The following is a 14,601-nucleotide window of genomic DNA, read 5'->3' as shown; positions in this document are numbered from 1 at the left end:
GACGTAACCAGCCTGCGCAATCCCAGGGGAAAAGGTTCAACCGACATGCCGATGTTCGATCTTTCGCTACTGTCGGTATCCGGTTTCATTACCGCAATCCTTTTCGCTGCATTTTGGGATTTCAAGCGCAAGACGATCCCGAATGGTTTGATCCTGACCCTCCTCGCCGGATTTATGATCCTGGCACCCGGGTCAGGATGGAGCCAGGCCGATATCTCGGGAAGCCTGCTGGTTGGTTCGATCGTAGTGTTTGTAGGTCTCACGGCCTTTGCACTGGGCTGGGCGGGGGCCGGCGATGGTAAATACGCTGCCGTCTGTTCGATCTGGGTCGGTGCCCAAAATGCACTTGATTTTCTGTTTGTAACGACAGTGTTCGGTGCGTTTTTCACTTTGACAATGCTGGGGGCCAACCGATTTGGATGGTCCCCCCTGTCACCGGCGATCCGTGAAACGGGCGCGGGAACGGTTACACGACAAGTCACGGTTCCTTATGGGTTCGCGATTTCTGCTGCCGCTCTTTTCGTCCTGCCTCGGACACCTTGGGTGTCGGCCTTGTTCTGAGGCCCTCCCGTATTGTTGTTTTCATCCTCCCAGTTTGGGGGCGCATCATGCTCAGATCTCTTATCATCGCTATCGCTCTTGTCTGCGGAGGCTCCGCAGCAGTGCTTGTCAAAACGGTTGCGCCCGCCGGTATTTCGAGCGCGTCAATCGACCCAGATCACGCACCAGTCCCGATCGTTCAGGTTTTGGTTGCCGCGACCGAGTTGACCGAAGGAACGGAAACCAAACCCGAACTTTTGGCCTGGGCGACATGGCCCAAAGACGCCGCGTCTGAATCCTATCACATCAGAACCGGGGCCGATGACGAACTTGAACAGTTCACCGGCATGATCCTTCGGCACAATTTCGCCCCCGGACAACCGATCCTGTCAGGCAGCCTGTCCAACAGCCGCGAAGGTTACCTGTCAGCACTTCTGAGCGCCGGTATGCGCGCTGTGGCGATTGAAGTGTCCGCCGCGCAGACTGCGGGCGGCTTCATCCTTCCCAATAATCGGGTCGATGTTTTGCTGACCACCAACTGTACCTCTGGAATCGCCTGTAAACACGCCATGAAGACCGAAACCATTTTGCAAAATGTTCGGGTACTGGCCATTGACCAATCAGGATCATCCCCGAATTCCGAGAGTGCCGTGATCATCGGCAAGACCGCGACACTGGAAATGGCGCCCGAAGATGCCGAAACCATCATCGCCGCCGAAGCCAGTGGATCTATTTCGCTGCTGCTGCGTTCGGTTGATGACAATGAAATCAAGGAACTTGCTCAATCCGAACCGATTTTCGCACTGCCCGAGGCAACCGCCGAGGTCGAACCAATCCGCACCGTCAAGGTGAACCGGGGCGGGGTCAGCGAAGTCGTCGTGTTGAACTGAACGGACGGAGCTTGAACGATGAAATTTTTCTCGAAATTCACAGCAGACTTGGATGCTGAACAAGGGGTTGGTGCGCATGGTATGCGGCCGGCAATGGGACGACTGCCTTCGATGTCTTGCGACGTCTTCGTCGCAACCCGTCCTACTCGGGCTGCCGTTGAACAAATGCAGGCTTCGCGACATATGTCGCGGGTGCGCTGTCAGGTGTTCAACGGCGGGATCGACGCCGCGCTCGATTTCTATGAAGAAACCGACAGTCCAGATCTGTTGATCGTCGAGGTAGGTGAAGACGCCTCGACCCTGTTTGCCAGTTTGGCCGCCCTCGCTGAAATCTGCCGTGTAGAAACCGAACTGGTTCTGGTGGGACCATCGAACGATATTACCCTTTACCGGGCACTGACCCGGCAAGGGGTTGCGGATTACCTTCAAACTCCGGTCACCGCACCGCTGCTGATCACCGCATTGTTTGAAATGTTTCGCGATCCCGACAAGGTGAATCTTGGCCGGGTCTTTGCTTTCATCAGCACCCGCGGCGGGGCCGGCTCGTCAAGTGTGGCCCATAACATCGCCTGGATGATGGGGGGGCAAACCCGCAGTCACGCCATTCTCGCCGATCTCGATTTCGAATATGGCACGGCGGGTCTGTGTCTGAACCGAACACCCGAACAGGATCTGATCGGTACGATATCCAACACCGACAAGCTCGATGATCAGAAACTGGAACGGCTGCTGATCCCTTACGACGACCACCTGAAGCTGTTGGCGGGGCCGAACCTCCCCAAGCATCAACACAATCTTGAACCCGAAGCTTTGGGCCATGCCATCGACCTGTTGCGGCTTCTGTCACCCTATGTGGTGCTGGACCTGCCTTCGACGATATGCCCATTGACCCGCAAAGCGATGCATCTGGCCGATGAAGTCATCCTGACCGCCACACCTGATCTGGCCAGCCTGCGCAATACCCGCAGCGTGATCGACATCCTGTCGACCATCCGGGTCGGAGATAAGAAACCGCATCTGGTACTGAACCAGATCAATCAGCCCAAACGGCCCGAAATCAAACCGTCCGATTTCATCAACGCGTTGAATGTGAACGATCCGAACCTGCTTTATTTCGACGCCGCAAAATACGGGGCGGCCGACAATAACGGCACACTTGTCGCCCAGCACAGGCGCAACCGTCAGCAACGCAATACGTTTGAAAAGCTGGCCTATACCCTGACCGGTGCTCCCCCGGCAAAACATAGCAGTTCCCGCTTCAAGCCCACTAAATGGCTGAAGCGTTCGCGGGCGGGTTAAACGATGAGCGCTGCCACAAAAAACCGGGGGTATCGGGTGCGAATGCGTGCGTTTCTGCACCGCTTTGGGCGTGAAACCAATGGTAGCTCGGTGGTGGAATTCGCGCTGCTTGCGCCGATTATGTTGCTGATGACATTGGCGACTTTTGATGTTGGTAAATCAATTTCCGACCGGATGGCCATGGATGCAGCGCTACGCAACGGCTTGCAAGTCGCGATGATGACAGGGTCGATCGATGATACGCTGGAAATGATGGAAACCACAGCCGAATCCGGACTCGGCACGGATCAGGCCTCGTTTCAGGTTACTCAATTCTGCACGTGTGGCACGGTCAGTGCGTCCCAGGTGTCTTGCACCAACATCTGCAACGGGACCGACCCGACCAGCGTGTTCCTGAAACTTGACGGTCAGTTTCATCACAACGGTTGGCTCATGCCCAACATCCAATTCACTCCAACTCTTTTCTTGCAACAAAGATGAAACTGTCACGATTCATATCCCGGTTCATCCGCAAAGAAGACGGTGCCGCAGCGTTGGAATTTGCCATCGTCGGCAGCGTCTATCTGGTGATGTTGGTGGTACTGCTGGATGTGGCGCGGGGATTTTACCTGCACAACAAGCTGGGGTTCGCCGCTGACAAAATCGCCCGACAGATTTTGATGGATCCGAATGCAAACGCAAATACAGTCGACATGCCGCCATCGCTGGACGGTTTCGATCCCGACCTGCTGGAGGTCGTTACACAACAGTTGACCATCGCGGGCAAAGATTTTCAAAACCTGACGCTCTATTACCCGATGTCGATGGCGACACCGTTGCTGCATATCGATCTGGTCGATTTGCAAATCAATCGTCTGGTCCCCATCTCGAATTGACCTCTTTATTTCCGTCCCTGTGGATGGCACCTTTCCAACCGGGCCGCATCGCCCGCGATCAGGAAATCTGTCATGACACACAAACTCTCCCTGCCCGACACCCATTCTCTGGCAGAGTCATCGAACGATGGCAGGATGTACGCGCCTTCTGCCGCGCGGAATAAGGATGCTATTTGTACCCTGGTGTCGGCACATGCGCCGCTTTCTGGCCGTGCGCTGGAAATCGCGTCTGGCACCGGCGAACATGCCTGTGCGTTGGCCGCATGTCTTTCGAATTTGCAATGGCAGCCCAGCGATCCTGCGCCAGACCGGCGCCGGTCCATCGACCTGCACGCAAAAGCCATGAAACTGGGTAATATCAGCCCAGCAATCGACCTTGATGCCGCCGTATCCGGCTGGTCCAAGAGTCATGCGGGACACGACCTGATCGTGCTGGTCAACCTTCTGCACCTGATCCCGACGCAATCGGTGCAAACCGTAATTTCTGAGGCTGCGCAGGCCCTGAACCAAGACGGGGTTTTCATCCTCTATGGTCCTTTTTTGCGCGACGGGGAAACCACCTCTGAAGGCGATGCCGAATTTGATGCCAACCTGCGCCGCCAGAACCCCGACATCGGATACAAGGACGATTGGGATGTAATCGAATGGGTACAGCAAGCCGGGCTTGAACTGGTGCGGGTGATGGAGATGCCGGCAAACAATCTGGCCTTTGTTAGCCGCCGCCCCTGATCCGGACCTGACGTCAATCTGATCTTGATCAAAGCGCGCCGCGTTGCGGCATGGTTTGGCTGGGCTCAATTCACATTCAAGGAGCCGAAAGCATGGCCTGGACCGAAAACCTGACTGAAACCCGCAACCGCCTACGTACGCTTTACAAGACGATCCCCAACGTAACCAAAGGGTTCGGTGCGATGTCCAAGGCGGTGAAAGAAGAAGGCGTTCTTGATTTCAAAACCAAGGAATTCATCGCGCTTGGCATCGCTGTGGCAATCCGCTGCGAAGCCTGTATCGGATTACATGTCGAAGCGCTGATCAAAGCCGGGACAACCCGGGAAGAATTGTCCGATGTTCTGGCAATGTCCATCCAGATGGGTGGCGGGCCAGCCACGATGTATGCCGGCAAAGCATTGGAATGCTTTGACGAACTGAGCGCGGCGTAGTCGACAAGAGCGCGTTTCAGGCGCACAAGACCTCTCTGACAGGCACTTCAGGTGCCAGTCGCCGGGTGGCAGGGGCCCAGCCCCTCTTGGCCTTCGGCCAATTCACCCCGGCGTATTTGGGCCAAGATGAAATTTAGCAATCCTTTGATGTTTCATCTTGGCTGAAGCACTCCCGCCGGAGGCAATCGGAGAGCGGAGCGGCAGGCGAAGAACGACTTAAATGGGCGCGCCTGTGCGGTTTTGGATCAACCGTCCTTGCGGATGGCTTCGTTCTTGGGATCGTAGGGGCTGTCGCAAACCACGATTGCATCCCACAGCTGATCGAACATCCGGACTTTGAGTCTCTGGCCGTCCACCGCCAGATCGGGACGAACATAGCCCATACCGATGCTTTTGCTGAACGCCACCGAGTACCCTCCCGAGGTCAAACGCCCTACCCGCGTTCCATCGCCCAGATACAGGGCTTCGCGCCCCCAAGGATCAGCGTCTGCCGGCCCGTCGATCAGCAAGGTACAACATTTGGAACGGATACCCTTGGCTTCCATCGCCGCCTTGCCATGGAAATCCTTGGACAGATCCACGAACCGTGGCAGGTCGGCTTCCAGCGGCGTCGCATCGCGGCCCAGTTCGGTGCCGAACGCGCGGTAGGACTTTTCCTGCCGCAGCCAATTCTGCGCCCTTGCGCCTACCAGTTTCATGCCGTGCTGTTCGCCCGCCTGTTCCAACAGATCGAACAGGTAATTCTGCATCTCGATCGGGTGATGCAGTTCCCAGCCCAATTCGCCGGTATAGGCGACCCGGATCGCGTTCACCGGGCACATGCCCAATTCGATCTGTCGCGCGCTGAGCCATGGGAAACGTTTGTTCGACAGCGCCGTTTCGGGGTCACCATCCTTGATCACCGCTTTCAGCACATCGCGGGATTTCGGTCCGGCGATGGCAAAAACGCCCCATTGTGTGGTGACATCCTGAATTTCGACATACCCGAATTCATCCACTTTATCCGCAGCCGCCTTTTTCAGGTAATCGGCATCATACGCGGTCCAGGCTCCAGCCGAGACCATGTAATATTCGTCTTCGCCCAGTCGCACGATGGTATATTCAGTCCGGGTGGTGCCTGCATCGGTCAAGGCATAGGTCAGGTTGATCCGGCCCACCTTGGGTAATTTATTACATGTGAACCAATCGACAAAGGCGGTCGCGCCGGGTCCTTTGACCACGTGTTTGGTAAAGGCGGTCGCATCAATTAGCCCCACCCCTTCGCGGATCGCCTTGGCTTCCTCGACCGCATATTGCCACCAACCGCCGCGACGAAAGCTGCGCGCGGCATGATCTTTGAACCCTTCGGGGGCGTAATAATTGGGACGTTCCCAGCCATTCACGCTTCCAAACTGTGCGCCACGCGCAGCCTGCCGGTCATAGGCGGGCGAGGTTCGCAGGGGGCGGCAGGCTTCGCGTTCCTCATCCGGGTGATGCAGGATAAAGACGTGTTCGTAAGCTTCTTCGTTCTTGCGGACGGCATATTCAGTGGTCATCCAAGACCCGTAGCGTTTGGGATCGAGGCTTGCCATGTCGATCTCGGCCTCGCCTTCGACCATCATCTGCGCCAAGTAATAGCCAGTTCCACCAGCCGCGGTAATGCCGAAGCTGAAACCTTCTGCCAACCACATATTACGCAACCCCGGCGCCGGACCGACCAACGGATTGCCATCCGGTGTGTAACAGATCGGACCGTTGAAATCGTCCTTCAGCCCGACCGTTTCGGAGCTGGGCAGCCGGTGGATCATCGACATGTATTCTTCTTCGATCCGGTCCAGATCAAGCGGGAACAGATCGGCGCGGAAACTGTCGGGCACGCCATAAGCGAACCGCGCCGGGGCATTGCGTTCATACGGGCCGAGAATCCAGCCTCCACGTTCTTCACGCACATACCATTTGGCATCGGCATCGCGCAGCACCGGATGTTCGGCGCCGCCCTGCTTGCGGTATTCGACCAGCGCCGGGTCGGGTTCGGTGACGATGAACTGGTGTTCGACCGGGATCGCCGGGATCTTGATGCCCAGCAGGCGCGCGGTGCGCTGTGCGTGGTTGCCGGTGGCGGTCACCACATGCTCGGCAGTGATCACCACCTGTTCCTCGCTCGACACAAGGTTGCCGCCCTTTTCGACCATCTTGGTGCAGGTGACCTTCCAGTCGGCCCCTGTCCATTCATAGCCGTCGACCTGCCATTTGCGCTCAATGGTCACGCCGCGCTGCCGCGCGCCCTTGGCCATCGCCATCGTGACGTCGGCCGGGTTGATATAGCCGTCGGTCGGGTGGAAAATCGCGCCTTTCAGATCCTCGGTTCGCACCAGCGGCCAACGGTCCTTGATCTGTGCCGGGCTGAGCCATTCAAAAGGCACATCGCAGGTTTCCGCCGTCGACGCATACAGCATGTATTCGTCCATCCGGTCCTGCGTCTGCGCCATGCGCAGGTTGCCCACCACCGAAAACCCGGCATTGAGCCCGGTTTCCTGCTCCAGCGTCTTGTAGAAATCGACAGAATATTTGTGGATATGGGTGGTGGCATAGCTCATGTTGAACAGCGGCAACAACCCGGCCGCGTGCCAGGTCGAGCCCGAGGTCAACTCGTCGCGTTCCAGCAGCATCACATCGGACCAGCCGGCGCGCGCCAGATGATAGGCGATCGAAGCGCCGACGGCCCCACCGCCGACAACCAGAGCTTTGACATGGGTTTTCATTGCGGGACGACTCCGTTGGACCTTGCGTTGTTGCGAGTTTTACCGATTGCGCTGCGGCGTGCGAGAACCAGCCGACCCATGAGCGCGTGAAACCGACACATGGATGAAATTCCCCCCGCGACTTTCCCCCTTGCTGCTGCGCAACGACTACCGTAAATATACGGTATATTGAGGGAGGGGCCAATCGGCATGAAAATCTGTCGCAGCATCAAAGACTGCCGCGTCGCCGTCGCGGATTTGCGCCGTCAGGACAGAAGCATCGGTTTCGTACCGACCATGGGCGCATTGCATGACGGCCATCTGTCGCTGGTCCGGCTGGCCCAGGCCAATGCGACCAGCAGCGTTGTCTCGATCTTCGTGAATCCGACACAGTTCGGCGATGCTGCGGATCTGGACCTCTATCCACGCGACGAAGATCGCGATCTGGCGCTGTTGCACAAAGCAGGCGTCGACATCGTGTTTCTGCCCGATGCAGACACCATCTATCCCCCCGGTGACGAAACCATCGTTGAAACCACCCGGCTCGCCAACATGCTGCATGGCAAGGTGCGGCCGGGCCATTTCCGTGGCGTGACCTCTGTGGTGAACCGGCTTTTCAACATCGCCCAACCCGATGTCGCTGTTTTCGGCGAAAAGGATTATCAGCAACTCATGGTGATCCGGCAGATGGTGCACGACCTGCATATGCCGGTCGGTATCATCGGCGGGCCGACGCGACGCGAAGCAGATGGTCTTGCCATGTCTTCGCGCAATCAGCGCCTGTCACCAGCTGATCGCTTGGCGGCAGTGGTGCTGAACAGGTCGCTTGATCTGGCCGAAGCTCGCGCATGCAGCACGGGCGCGACCGTTGACGATATCCGCAATGTGATCATCGATACAATTGCCGCAGAACCAAGGGCAAAGTTGTGCGGTCTGGATACAGTAACCGCCGACGGGCTGAACAGTCTTCACGGGGTCATAATTGAACCGCTGGCCATCATGATATCGGTCCAGTTTTCCGACATTCTTTTGATCGACCAAAGGGTAATCCAGCCATGAGCGCACAAAACCAGATCCGCCGTATCACCGTTCCTCAGATCGTCGCGCGCAAAGGGGGCGACCCAATCGTGTCGCTAACATCTTACCACGCCCATACCGCAGCAATCGTCGACAAATACGCCGATTTCATTCTGGTCGGTGACAGTCTTGGCATGGTGATGCATGGGATGGAAAGCACGTTGGGCGTGTCCTTGGACCTGATGATCATGCATGGCAAGGCGGTGGTGCGCGGCACTCAGAAAGCGCTGATCGTGGTCGATATGCCGTTTGGCACCTACGAGGAAAGCCCTGCCATGGCGTTCCGTAACGCCGCCAGGATCATGAAGGAAACCGGCTGCGGCGCGGTGAAGCTGGAAGGCGGCGCACGGATGGCCGAAACCATCCGATTTCTGACCGAACGCGGTATCCCGGTGATGGCCCATATCGGACTGACCCCGCAGTCAAGCCATGTGATAGGTGGCTTCAAGACCCAAGGCCGCGATCAAGACAGCTGGCCGCTGCACGAAGTTGACGCCAAGGCCGTGACCGAGGCTGGTGCCTTTGCCATCGTGCTTGAAGGCATGGTCGAACCGCTGGCGGCCAAGATCACCAAACAGATCGGTATCCCCACCATCGGCATCGGTGCCAGCGCCGATTGCGATGGTCAGATTCTGGTCTTGGAAGACATGCTGGGGCTGAATGAGTGGACCCCGAAATTCGTCAAGACCTATGGCAATCTGGGGCCGGCCATTGAAAATGCGGTATCGGATTATGCCGAGGATGTGAAATCACGCAATTTCCCCGGTCCTGATCAGGTCTACCGGTAAAAACCTACAAGGTTCTGTCCTGTTTACAAGACTTTCGTCGAAATCGGCCCAGAAAGGCGCGCATTACGCAAAGACGAATGTCTGTGAAATCGAACGCTCATCCTGCATCCCTCTAGGCGCTTATCTCGGGCCAGCTTCCCCGGGCGCGCAGCCAGTTGGCCGTGCGCTCGGATCCGCCAAAAGGGTAAAGGTGGATCTGAGCGATATTGCCCGTCTTCATTCTGGCCAATGCAGTTTCAAGTTCCCGCACCAACGGTTCGGGGGCATAGCCTGCAAAAAGACGCAACAGCGCATTGCCGCGAGATGTCAGCACCTGCATTGAAGGCCCAACCCCGCAGGACCGAGCATAGCGCAGCATCGCACGCAGTTTTGTAGGCCCGGCAAACCCCAGATGTACAGGTAGGGTGATCCCTGATGCGGCTATCTCTTCTGACCAGCGGACCATCCCCGCCACATCAAAACCAAACTGGGTGACAATGCGCATCTCGGCGTCACTGCGCATGGCGAAATCCGCCTTCCAGCGCATCGCGTTCTGAACCACCTCATCTGTAAAATGCGGGCTTCCTTCCGGATGGCCTGCGACCCCGATATGGGTGATCCCATGCCGATCCAACACACCTGTTTCCAAGATTTTCATGGAATCGGCAAACGGGCCTTCCGGCGAAGGCGGGCTACCGGCCAGAACCAGCACATCCGTCACCCCTGCCTCACTTGCAAGCCGCGCGACCCTTGCCTCAAGGGCAGCGTGCGAGGCGATCCGGCGCGCGGCAAGATGCGGCACCGGTTCGGCCCCGATTGCGCGCAAGGCGCAGGCTGCGGCAACGAAAGTTTCGTTATTGTCCGTACCCAATTCGGGCAGATAAACACGTACGCCCTTGGGCAGCACCGCAGCCAGATCCTGCATTTCCAGCACGCGTGCTGGCGGGATTTCTATCGAAGCAGCGACAGCCACGTTCAACCTGCCGCAATCAGAAGGTTCTTGAGCAGCATAGCCCTTGTCAGCGGCCCGACCGAACCATGGGGCGGCGTGACCCAGCCCGCGACCCCGGCCACGTCTTGTGCCACATCCGACATCATCGCACCGCTAGCATCATAAGTGATGCCGACACCTACCACCGCAGCTCCGGGTTTAACCATATCGGCCGTGACGAATCCGGGTTGGCCACAGGCCGCAACGATCACATCAGCTTCGCGCAGTCGCGCTGGAATATCTGTGGAATGGGAATGTAGCAGCGTCACATCCGCATCTATGCCTTTCATCGACAACAGCATCGCAAGTGGTCGGCCGACCAATTGGCCACGCCCGACAATCGTCACGTTACGACCGGCAAGCGGCACGTCATAGGCGCGCAGAAGCGTCAGGATCGCATCCGGCGTGCAAGATATCAGACCCGGATTGCCAGCCAACAATCGACCGAGGTTTTCCGGGTGCAATCCGTCGATGTCTTTTTCCGGTAGAACCGCTGCCTTGACCGCATCGTCATCAAGATGTTCCGGCAGCGGTATTTGCACCATCAACCCTTGCACCGCCGGGTCAGCGTTGAAGTCAGCCACCAGCGCCATCAATTCGACCTCGGTGGTTGTTTCTTGCAGCCGTATATCGACAGAATCGATCCCCAGCTCGGTGCAATCAGCATGTTTGCGCCCGATATAAGTGGCGCTGTCGGGATTATCGCCGACCAAGATCGTTACCAATTTGGGCTGGATACCGCGGGATTTCAGTCCCGCGACCTCCGTTTTCATATTTTCCCGCAATCGCGCGGCCAACGCGTCCCCGTCCAGAATCCGTGCCTGCATTATGCCGCGCATCGCAATTACTCCAGACCGATGGAAGGGTCGATGAACTTGTTTGTCACGATCATTCCGGGGGTTACTTCGGGATCAGCGCGTTCATCAAACTGGGGTGCCACGATTTCAAGAATCGAGGCAACGCGGTCCATGTCAAAGTCACCGATCGTTTCGTTCGATCCATTCCCGAGGATCCCTAGATCGACCATGGTTTCCGAAGCATATGTCATCAGTTCCGGGGTCGAAGTCCACCAACCAACAGCCATGCCAGCGTCAAGGAATTCGAGAATGAGTTGATTCACTTCGGTTGGATCCTTGGCATAGTCGACAGTTGCTTGTTGCATTATCGGCACCAGCTTTTCAAAACAGGGCGACAATTCATCCATCCGGGAGGTCGCGACCGACAGCATACCGGTGTAGTTGCCATAACCCAGATCGTTGATCAGAAGCGCATTGATTGGCTTCGCCCAGTTCATGCCGTTTTCCAGCTTGTAGGGTTCCGAAGTAACGAAACCTTGGTTCAACCATGCGCCGTTGTTCGTCACGAAGTTTTCCAGATCCCCCCGGTAACCTTCGACGAAAAGATCGGACGGTACGCCGTTTTCAGCCAGATATAGGCCGAAGGTACGTTTGATGGTGGAGACATAGATCTTGGCATCAGTACCTTCGAGAGCGGCCAGATCTTCGATCGATGAGAACCCGTCGGGATATGTAGCTTCGTCCCAAAACAACGAAGTCGGCGCGGCATCGAGCGGCGCGAATATGCCCGTCACGGGAAAGCGCTTGGAGAAGATAAAAGCATTGTCCAACTCTTGATAACCAAGGTGCGGCATGACACCGGCTTTCGAGTTGCCGGTGAAAAGCGCTGAATAAGCCGTCTCGCCATCGCCAAGACCAATGCCCCCGCCGCCTTCGAGGATCGTCAGATCGATCCCGGTCGATCCCAGCGGACCGGTGTATTGTCCCGAAACCATTTCGCCGCCTGCGCCAATCATCTGATAAATCGGGCCTTGTTCGGCCTGTGCCAGCCAGTCTTTCTGAATGATCAGCGGACTTGGACAGACGTCAGCCAACGGCGTCGTGTAATGGGTTTCGGCAAAATCGCCAGCCAGAGCCGGCGAAGCGGCCAAGGCGACAAGTGCGGTCGCTGTCTTAAGAGTCGTTTTCATGGAAAGTGCCCCTGTTGCTAAGAATGGGTTGGAGGGATGACGGTAGCCTGCCGCTACTTCTCAGATGATTCATGCCAGTGTGAAAAAAGCCGGTTCCCCAGCCAGTTGAAGAGGAGATAGACGGAAATCGACAGTATCGAGGACGCGATCAGAGCGGCATACATCTGCTCGTATTTGAAATCGATTTTCGAATTCATCAGAAGCTGCCCGAGGCCACCCTCGCCAGACAGGAAGAAAAGCTCCGACACGATCGCAGCAATCACCGCCAATGATCCCGAAATCTTTAATCCAGCAAAAAGCGTTGGGGCTGCCGAAGGAAAACAGGCTTTGCGCAGCATCACCCACCAACTCGCCCCCTGCAAACGGAACAGGTTTAGGATGTTCTTATCAACGCTTTTCAGCCCCAGAAGAAGAGTCGTCGGGATCGCAAAGAATGTGAACAAAACGACGATCAAAACCTTTGGTGCCAGCCCGAAACCAAGCGCGCTTTGAATCAGTGGGATGATCGCCATGACCGGGACGGATTGCAGAGCAACAAGGAAAGGAAATATAGCCTTTTCAAGCGTATAGAAGCGAAACATGATGATGCCTACGGCGATCGCCGTGGGAATAGTCACGGCCAAACCGGTCAAAGCAATCCCAATTGTCACCCCGGTCCGCGCAAGAAGTTCGCGGCGGAAATCCGGCAGCCCGAGCGCCAGTTCCCAAAGCCCCCCGGCCGAGGGCATCAGGAACTGCCGGTGCGGTGGTAGCGAATTGCGCACCAGTGCATAGGCGATAATAACCCCGATCCCCAGGATCACTGGTGGCATCAGATTGAGTATCAGCCTCTTGGTCAGCGTCGGGGGTGTCGGCACCGGCTGCGGCGGATAGACCTCGACCTTGGCCTTTTTGGCGATTTCGGACATGGTCATCCCTCGATAGCGGCGCGAAGGGCTTTAGAAACCTCTCCGCTGAGTTTTGAAAATTCAGGTTCGTAGCGAAGATCAGGGTGACGCGGATAGGCGAAGGGAATATCGAACTGGGCCACGATCCGGCCCGGACGAGCCGACATGACGACCACTTTGGACGACATATAGACAGCTTCCGGGATGGAGTGGGTTATGAATATCCCGGTGAAGCCTTCACGCGTGTAGAACTCGATCACCTCGTCGTTGAGCCGTTCCCGCGTGATTTCGTCGAGGGCGCCAAAAGGTTCATCAAACATGAAAACGGCCGGATTCAATGCCAGGGAACGAGCCAGAGATGCACGCATCTTCATGCCGCCAGAGAGCCGCTGCGGGTAGGAGTTCTCGAAGCCTTTCAGCCCGACCAACTCGATCTTCTCTTGTGCGATACGTCGGCGCTCGGCGGCAGGATAGCCACGCAGTTCCATCAGCAACGCAACATTATCGATCACCTTGCGCCAAGGCAGCAGTGTCGCATCCTGAAAGGTATACCCCAGCTGCGCTCGGTCTACCCAGACCTCTCCGCCGGTATGCCTCACAAGCCCCGAGGCGACCTTCAGGAGTGTCGATTTTCCGCAGCCAGAAGGCCCGACAACCGAAACGAACTCACCAGGTCGGATCGCGAGGTCGGTGCCTTTCAGCCCCTCGGTTCCGTCCGGAAAAGTCATCGAGACATTATCAAAAACGATGGCGTTTCCGCCCGGCGCGGGCGCTTCCATCGGTGTCTGAGGTGATGAGGACATAGCTGGTTCCTTTCTACAGCTCAGAACTTCAGCATGGCCTGACGAACTTTTTTGATGAAGGCACCGGCGCGCGCTTCGGTGACATTGTTCATGTCATAGAGCGCGTGATACTGTACCTTCACGCGCGGGTCGCAAACCACACGTAGAAAGCGGGTGCCATTCTTGCGCGGCGGGTCGCCCAGAACGAATGCCCGATGGCGTTTTGCTCCATAAGTCGTGACCGTTGCGAGTTTCTTGATATTCGTCAGCCCCGGACGAAGTTCGCCGTCGCGCAACTTGAAGGACACGTCCGGCAGGAATATCCGGTCAAAGTAGCCCTTCAGGATCGCTGGCCAGCCAAAATTCCACACCGGATGGCACAAAACCAGCGCGTCGCAGCTTTCCAACCGATCTACATAAGCGGCGACTTTGATGCGGTTGATGCTGACATCGTGGTATTCCTTGCGATCCTCGGCCGATAGGACCGGATCAAAATGCTCTGCATAGAGATTGAGATCGTCCACCTGATGACCGGCTTCGGTCAGGCTGTCGACAACGGTTTTGTGGAGCGTGCCAGCAAGACTGTCCTCAAGCGGATGGGCGTAGATGACGTGTACTTTCATGGT

16 protein-coding genes are annotated in these 14,601 nt (G+C 56.9%); 9 read left to right on the top strand and 7 right to left on the bottom strand.

What is annotated here, in order from left to right:
* Positions 1-45: 45 nt before the first annotated feature.
* From TG4357_RS04080 to TG4357_RS04050, 7 genes are all read left to right on the top strand, one after another.
* Complete coding sequence (locus TG4357_RS04080) at positions 46-561, top strand: A24 family peptidase (RefSeq protein ID WP_058261605.1); 516 nt, start codon at positions 46-48, stop codon at positions 559-561.
* Between the two features lie 47 nt (positions 562-608).
* Positions 609-1,430 (top strand): Flp pilus assembly protein CpaB, encoded by an 822-nt coding sequence (gene cpaB / locus TG4357_RS04075; protein ID WP_074647078.1) that lies wholly within the window; start codon positions 609-611, stop codon positions 1,428-1,430.
* An 18-nt stretch (positions 1,431-1,448) separates the two neighbouring features.
* Complete coding sequence (locus TG4357_RS04070; protein WP_058261603.1) at positions 1,449-2,729, top strand: CpaE/TadZ family protein; 1,281 nt, start codon at positions 1,449-1,451, stop codon at positions 2,727-2,729.
* A 42-nt stretch (positions 2,730-2,771) separates the two neighbouring features.
* Positions 2,772-3,209, top strand: a complete 438-nt coding sequence (locus tag TG4357_RS04065; protein ID WP_058261602.1) for a TadE/TadG family type IV pilus assembly protein — start codon at positions 2,772-2,774, stop codon at positions 3,207-3,209.
* Positions 3,206-3,604 carry a TadE/TadG family type IV pilus assembly protein gene (locus TG4357_RS04060; RefSeq protein WP_058261601.1) on the top strand — a complete coding sequence of 133 codons (399 nt, stop codon included), beginning with the start codon at positions 3,206-3,208 and terminating at the stop codon, positions 3,602-3,604. Before TG4357_RS04065 ends, TG4357_RS04060 begins: the two co-directional genes overlap by 4 nt.
* A gap of 72 nt (positions 3,605-3,676) precedes the next feature.
* Positions 3,677-4,333: a DUF938 domain-containing protein gene (locus TG4357_RS04055; RefSeq protein ID WP_058261600.1), complete on the top strand. Its 657-nt coding sequence runs from the start codon at positions 3,677-3,679 to the stop codon at positions 4,331-4,333.
* A gap of 92 nt (positions 4,334-4,425) precedes the next feature.
* Positions 4,426-4,764, top strand: a complete 339-nt coding sequence (locus tag TG4357_RS04050) for a carboxymuconolactone decarboxylase family protein (protein ID WP_058261640.1) — start codon at positions 4,426-4,428, stop codon at positions 4,762-4,764.
* Between the two features lie 245 nt (positions 4,765-5,009).
* Here the strand turns inward: TG4357_RS04050 and TG4357_RS04045 are convergent, their stop codons facing one another.
* Positions 5,010-7,505, bottom strand: coding sequence for a GcvT family protein (locus tag TG4357_RS04045; RefSeq protein ID WP_058261599.1), 2,496 nt, complete (start codon positions 7,503-7,505; stop codon positions 5,010-5,012).
* Positions 7,506-7,694: 189 nt separating this feature from the next.
* On the opposite strand from TG4357_RS04045, the gene panC reads away from it, so the two are divergent.
* Complete coding sequence (gene panC / locus TG4357_RS04040; protein WP_058261598.1) at positions 7,695-8,543, top strand: pantoate--beta-alanine ligase; 849 nt, start codon at positions 7,695-7,697, stop codon at positions 8,541-8,543.
* The gene (gene panB, locus TG4357_RS04035) at positions 8,540-9,349 is read left to right on the top strand and encodes a 3-methyl-2-oxobutanoate hydroxymethyltransferase (RefSeq protein WP_058261597.1); all 810 of its coding nucleotides are present in this window, start codon (positions 8,540-8,542) and stop codon (positions 9,347-9,349) included. The genes panC and panB overlap by 4 nt, the downstream gene beginning before the upstream one ends.
* Positions 9,350-9,461: 112 nt before the next feature.
* On the opposite strand, the gene TG4357_RS04030 is transcribed toward panB, so the two are convergent.
* From TG4357_RS04030 to TG4357_RS04005, 6 genes are read right to left on the bottom strand one after another with little or no spacing between them, the layout of a single operon-like run.
* Positions 9,462-10,301: a methylenetetrahydrofolate reductase gene (locus TG4357_RS04030; protein ID WP_199484621.1), complete on the bottom strand. Its 840-nt coding sequence runs from the start codon at positions 10,299-10,301 to the stop codon at positions 9,462-9,464.
* Between the two features lie 2 nt (positions 10,302-10,303).
* A complete protein-coding gene (locus TG4357_RS04025) occupies positions 10,304-11,158 on the bottom strand; it encodes a bifunctional 5,10-methylenetetrahydrofolate dehydrogenase/5,10-methenyltetrahydrofolate cyclohydrolase (protein WP_233487425.1) in 855 nt (284 codons plus the stop codon).
* 5 nt (positions 11,159-11,163) lie between these two features.
* Positions 11,164-12,306 carry a hypothetical protein gene (locus TG4357_RS04020; protein ID WP_058261595.1) on the bottom strand — a complete coding sequence of 381 codons (1,143 nt, stop codon included), beginning with the start codon at positions 12,304-12,306 and terminating at the stop codon, positions 11,164-11,166.
* Between the two features lie 53 nt (positions 12,307-12,359).
* Positions 12,360-13,214, bottom strand: coding sequence for an ABC transporter permease (locus TG4357_RS04015; protein ID WP_058261638.1), 855 nt, complete (start codon positions 13,212-13,214; stop codon positions 12,360-12,362).
* Between the two features lie 2 nt (positions 13,215-13,216).
* Positions 13,217-13,996 carry an ABC transporter ATP-binding protein gene (locus TG4357_RS04010; RefSeq protein WP_058261594.1) on the bottom strand — a complete coding sequence of 260 codons (780 nt, stop codon included), beginning with the start codon at positions 13,994-13,996 and terminating at the stop codon, positions 13,217-13,219.
* A 20-nt stretch (positions 13,997-14,016) separates the two neighbouring features.
* Complete coding sequence (locus TG4357_RS04005) at positions 14,017-14,598, bottom strand: NAD(P)H-dependent oxidoreductase (protein ID WP_058261593.1); 582 nt, start codon at positions 14,596-14,598, stop codon at positions 14,017-14,019.
* Positions 14,599-14,601 lie beyond the last annotated feature (3 nt).

This window comes from Thalassovita gelatinovora (assembly GCF_001458355.1).
Taxonomy (GTDB): domain Bacteria; phylum Pseudomonadota; class Alphaproteobacteria; order Rhodobacterales; family Rhodobacteraceae; genus Thalassobius; species Thalassobius gelatinovorus.
Note: the sequence above shows the minus strand (reverse complement) of the source record. Positions and strands in the feature narration are given on the sequence as shown.

What these genes read in the sequence shown, in the direction of transcription:
- TG4357_RS04070 (WP_058261603.1), top strand. Translation starts at nt 1,449, where the DNA reads ATGAAATTTTTCTCGAAATTCACAGCAGACTTGGATGCTGAACAAGGG.
- TG4357_RS04025 (WP_233487425.1), bottom strand. Translation starts at nt 11,158, where the DNA reads ATGCGCGGCATAATGCAGGCACGGATTCTGGACGGGGACGCGTTGGCC.
- TG4357_RS04045 (WP_058261599.1), bottom strand. Translation starts at nt 7,505, where the DNA reads ATGAAAACCCATGTCAAAGCTCTGGTTGTCGGCGGTGGGGCCGTCGGC.
- TG4357_RS04080 (WP_058261605.1), top strand. Translation starts at nt 46, where the DNA reads ATGCCGATGTTCGATCTTTCGCTACTGTCGGTATCCGGTTTCATTACC.
- TG4357_RS04015 (WP_058261638.1), bottom strand. Translation starts at nt 13,214, where the DNA reads ATGTCCGAAATCGCCAAAAAGGCCAAGGTCGAGGTCTATCCGCCGCAG.
- TG4357_RS04055 (WP_058261600.1), top strand. Translation starts at nt 3,677, where the DNA reads ATGACACACAAACTCTCCCTGCCCGACACCCATTCTCTGGCAGAGTCA.
- TG4357_RS04005 (WP_058261593.1), bottom strand. Translation starts at nt 14,598, where the DNA reads ATGAAAGTACACGTCATCTACGCCCATCCGCTTGAGGACAGTCTTGCT.
- TG4357_RS04065 (WP_058261602.1), top strand. Translation starts at nt 2,772, where the DNA reads ATGCGTGCGTTTCTGCACCGCTTTGGGCGTGAAACCAATGGTAGCTCG.
- TG4357_RS04010 (WP_058261594.1), bottom strand. Translation starts at nt 13,996, where the DNA reads ATGTCCTCATCACCTCAGACACCGATGGAAGCGCCCGCGCCGGGCGGA.
- panC (WP_058261598.1), top strand. Translation starts at nt 7,695, where the DNA reads ATGAAAATCTGTCGCAGCATCAAAGACTGCCGCGTCGCCGTCGCGGAT.
- panB (WP_058261597.1), top strand. Translation starts at nt 8,540, where the DNA reads ATGAGCGCACAAAACCAGATCCGCCGTATCACCGTTCCTCAGATCGTC.
- TG4357_RS04050 (WP_058261640.1), top strand. Translation starts at nt 4,426, where the DNA reads ATGGCCTGGACCGAAAACCTGACTGAAACCCGCAACCGCCTACGTACG.
- cpaB (WP_074647078.1), top strand. Translation starts at nt 609, where the DNA reads ATGCTCAGATCTCTTATCATCGCTATCGCTCTTGTCTGCGGAGGCTCC.
- TG4357_RS04060 (WP_058261601.1), top strand. Translation starts at nt 3,206, where the DNA reads ATGAAACTGTCACGATTCATATCCCGGTTCATCCGCAAAGAAGACGGT.
- TG4357_RS04020 (WP_058261595.1), bottom strand. Translation starts at nt 12,306, where the DNA reads ATGAAAACGACTCTTAAGACAGCGACCGCACTTGTCGCCTTGGCCGCT.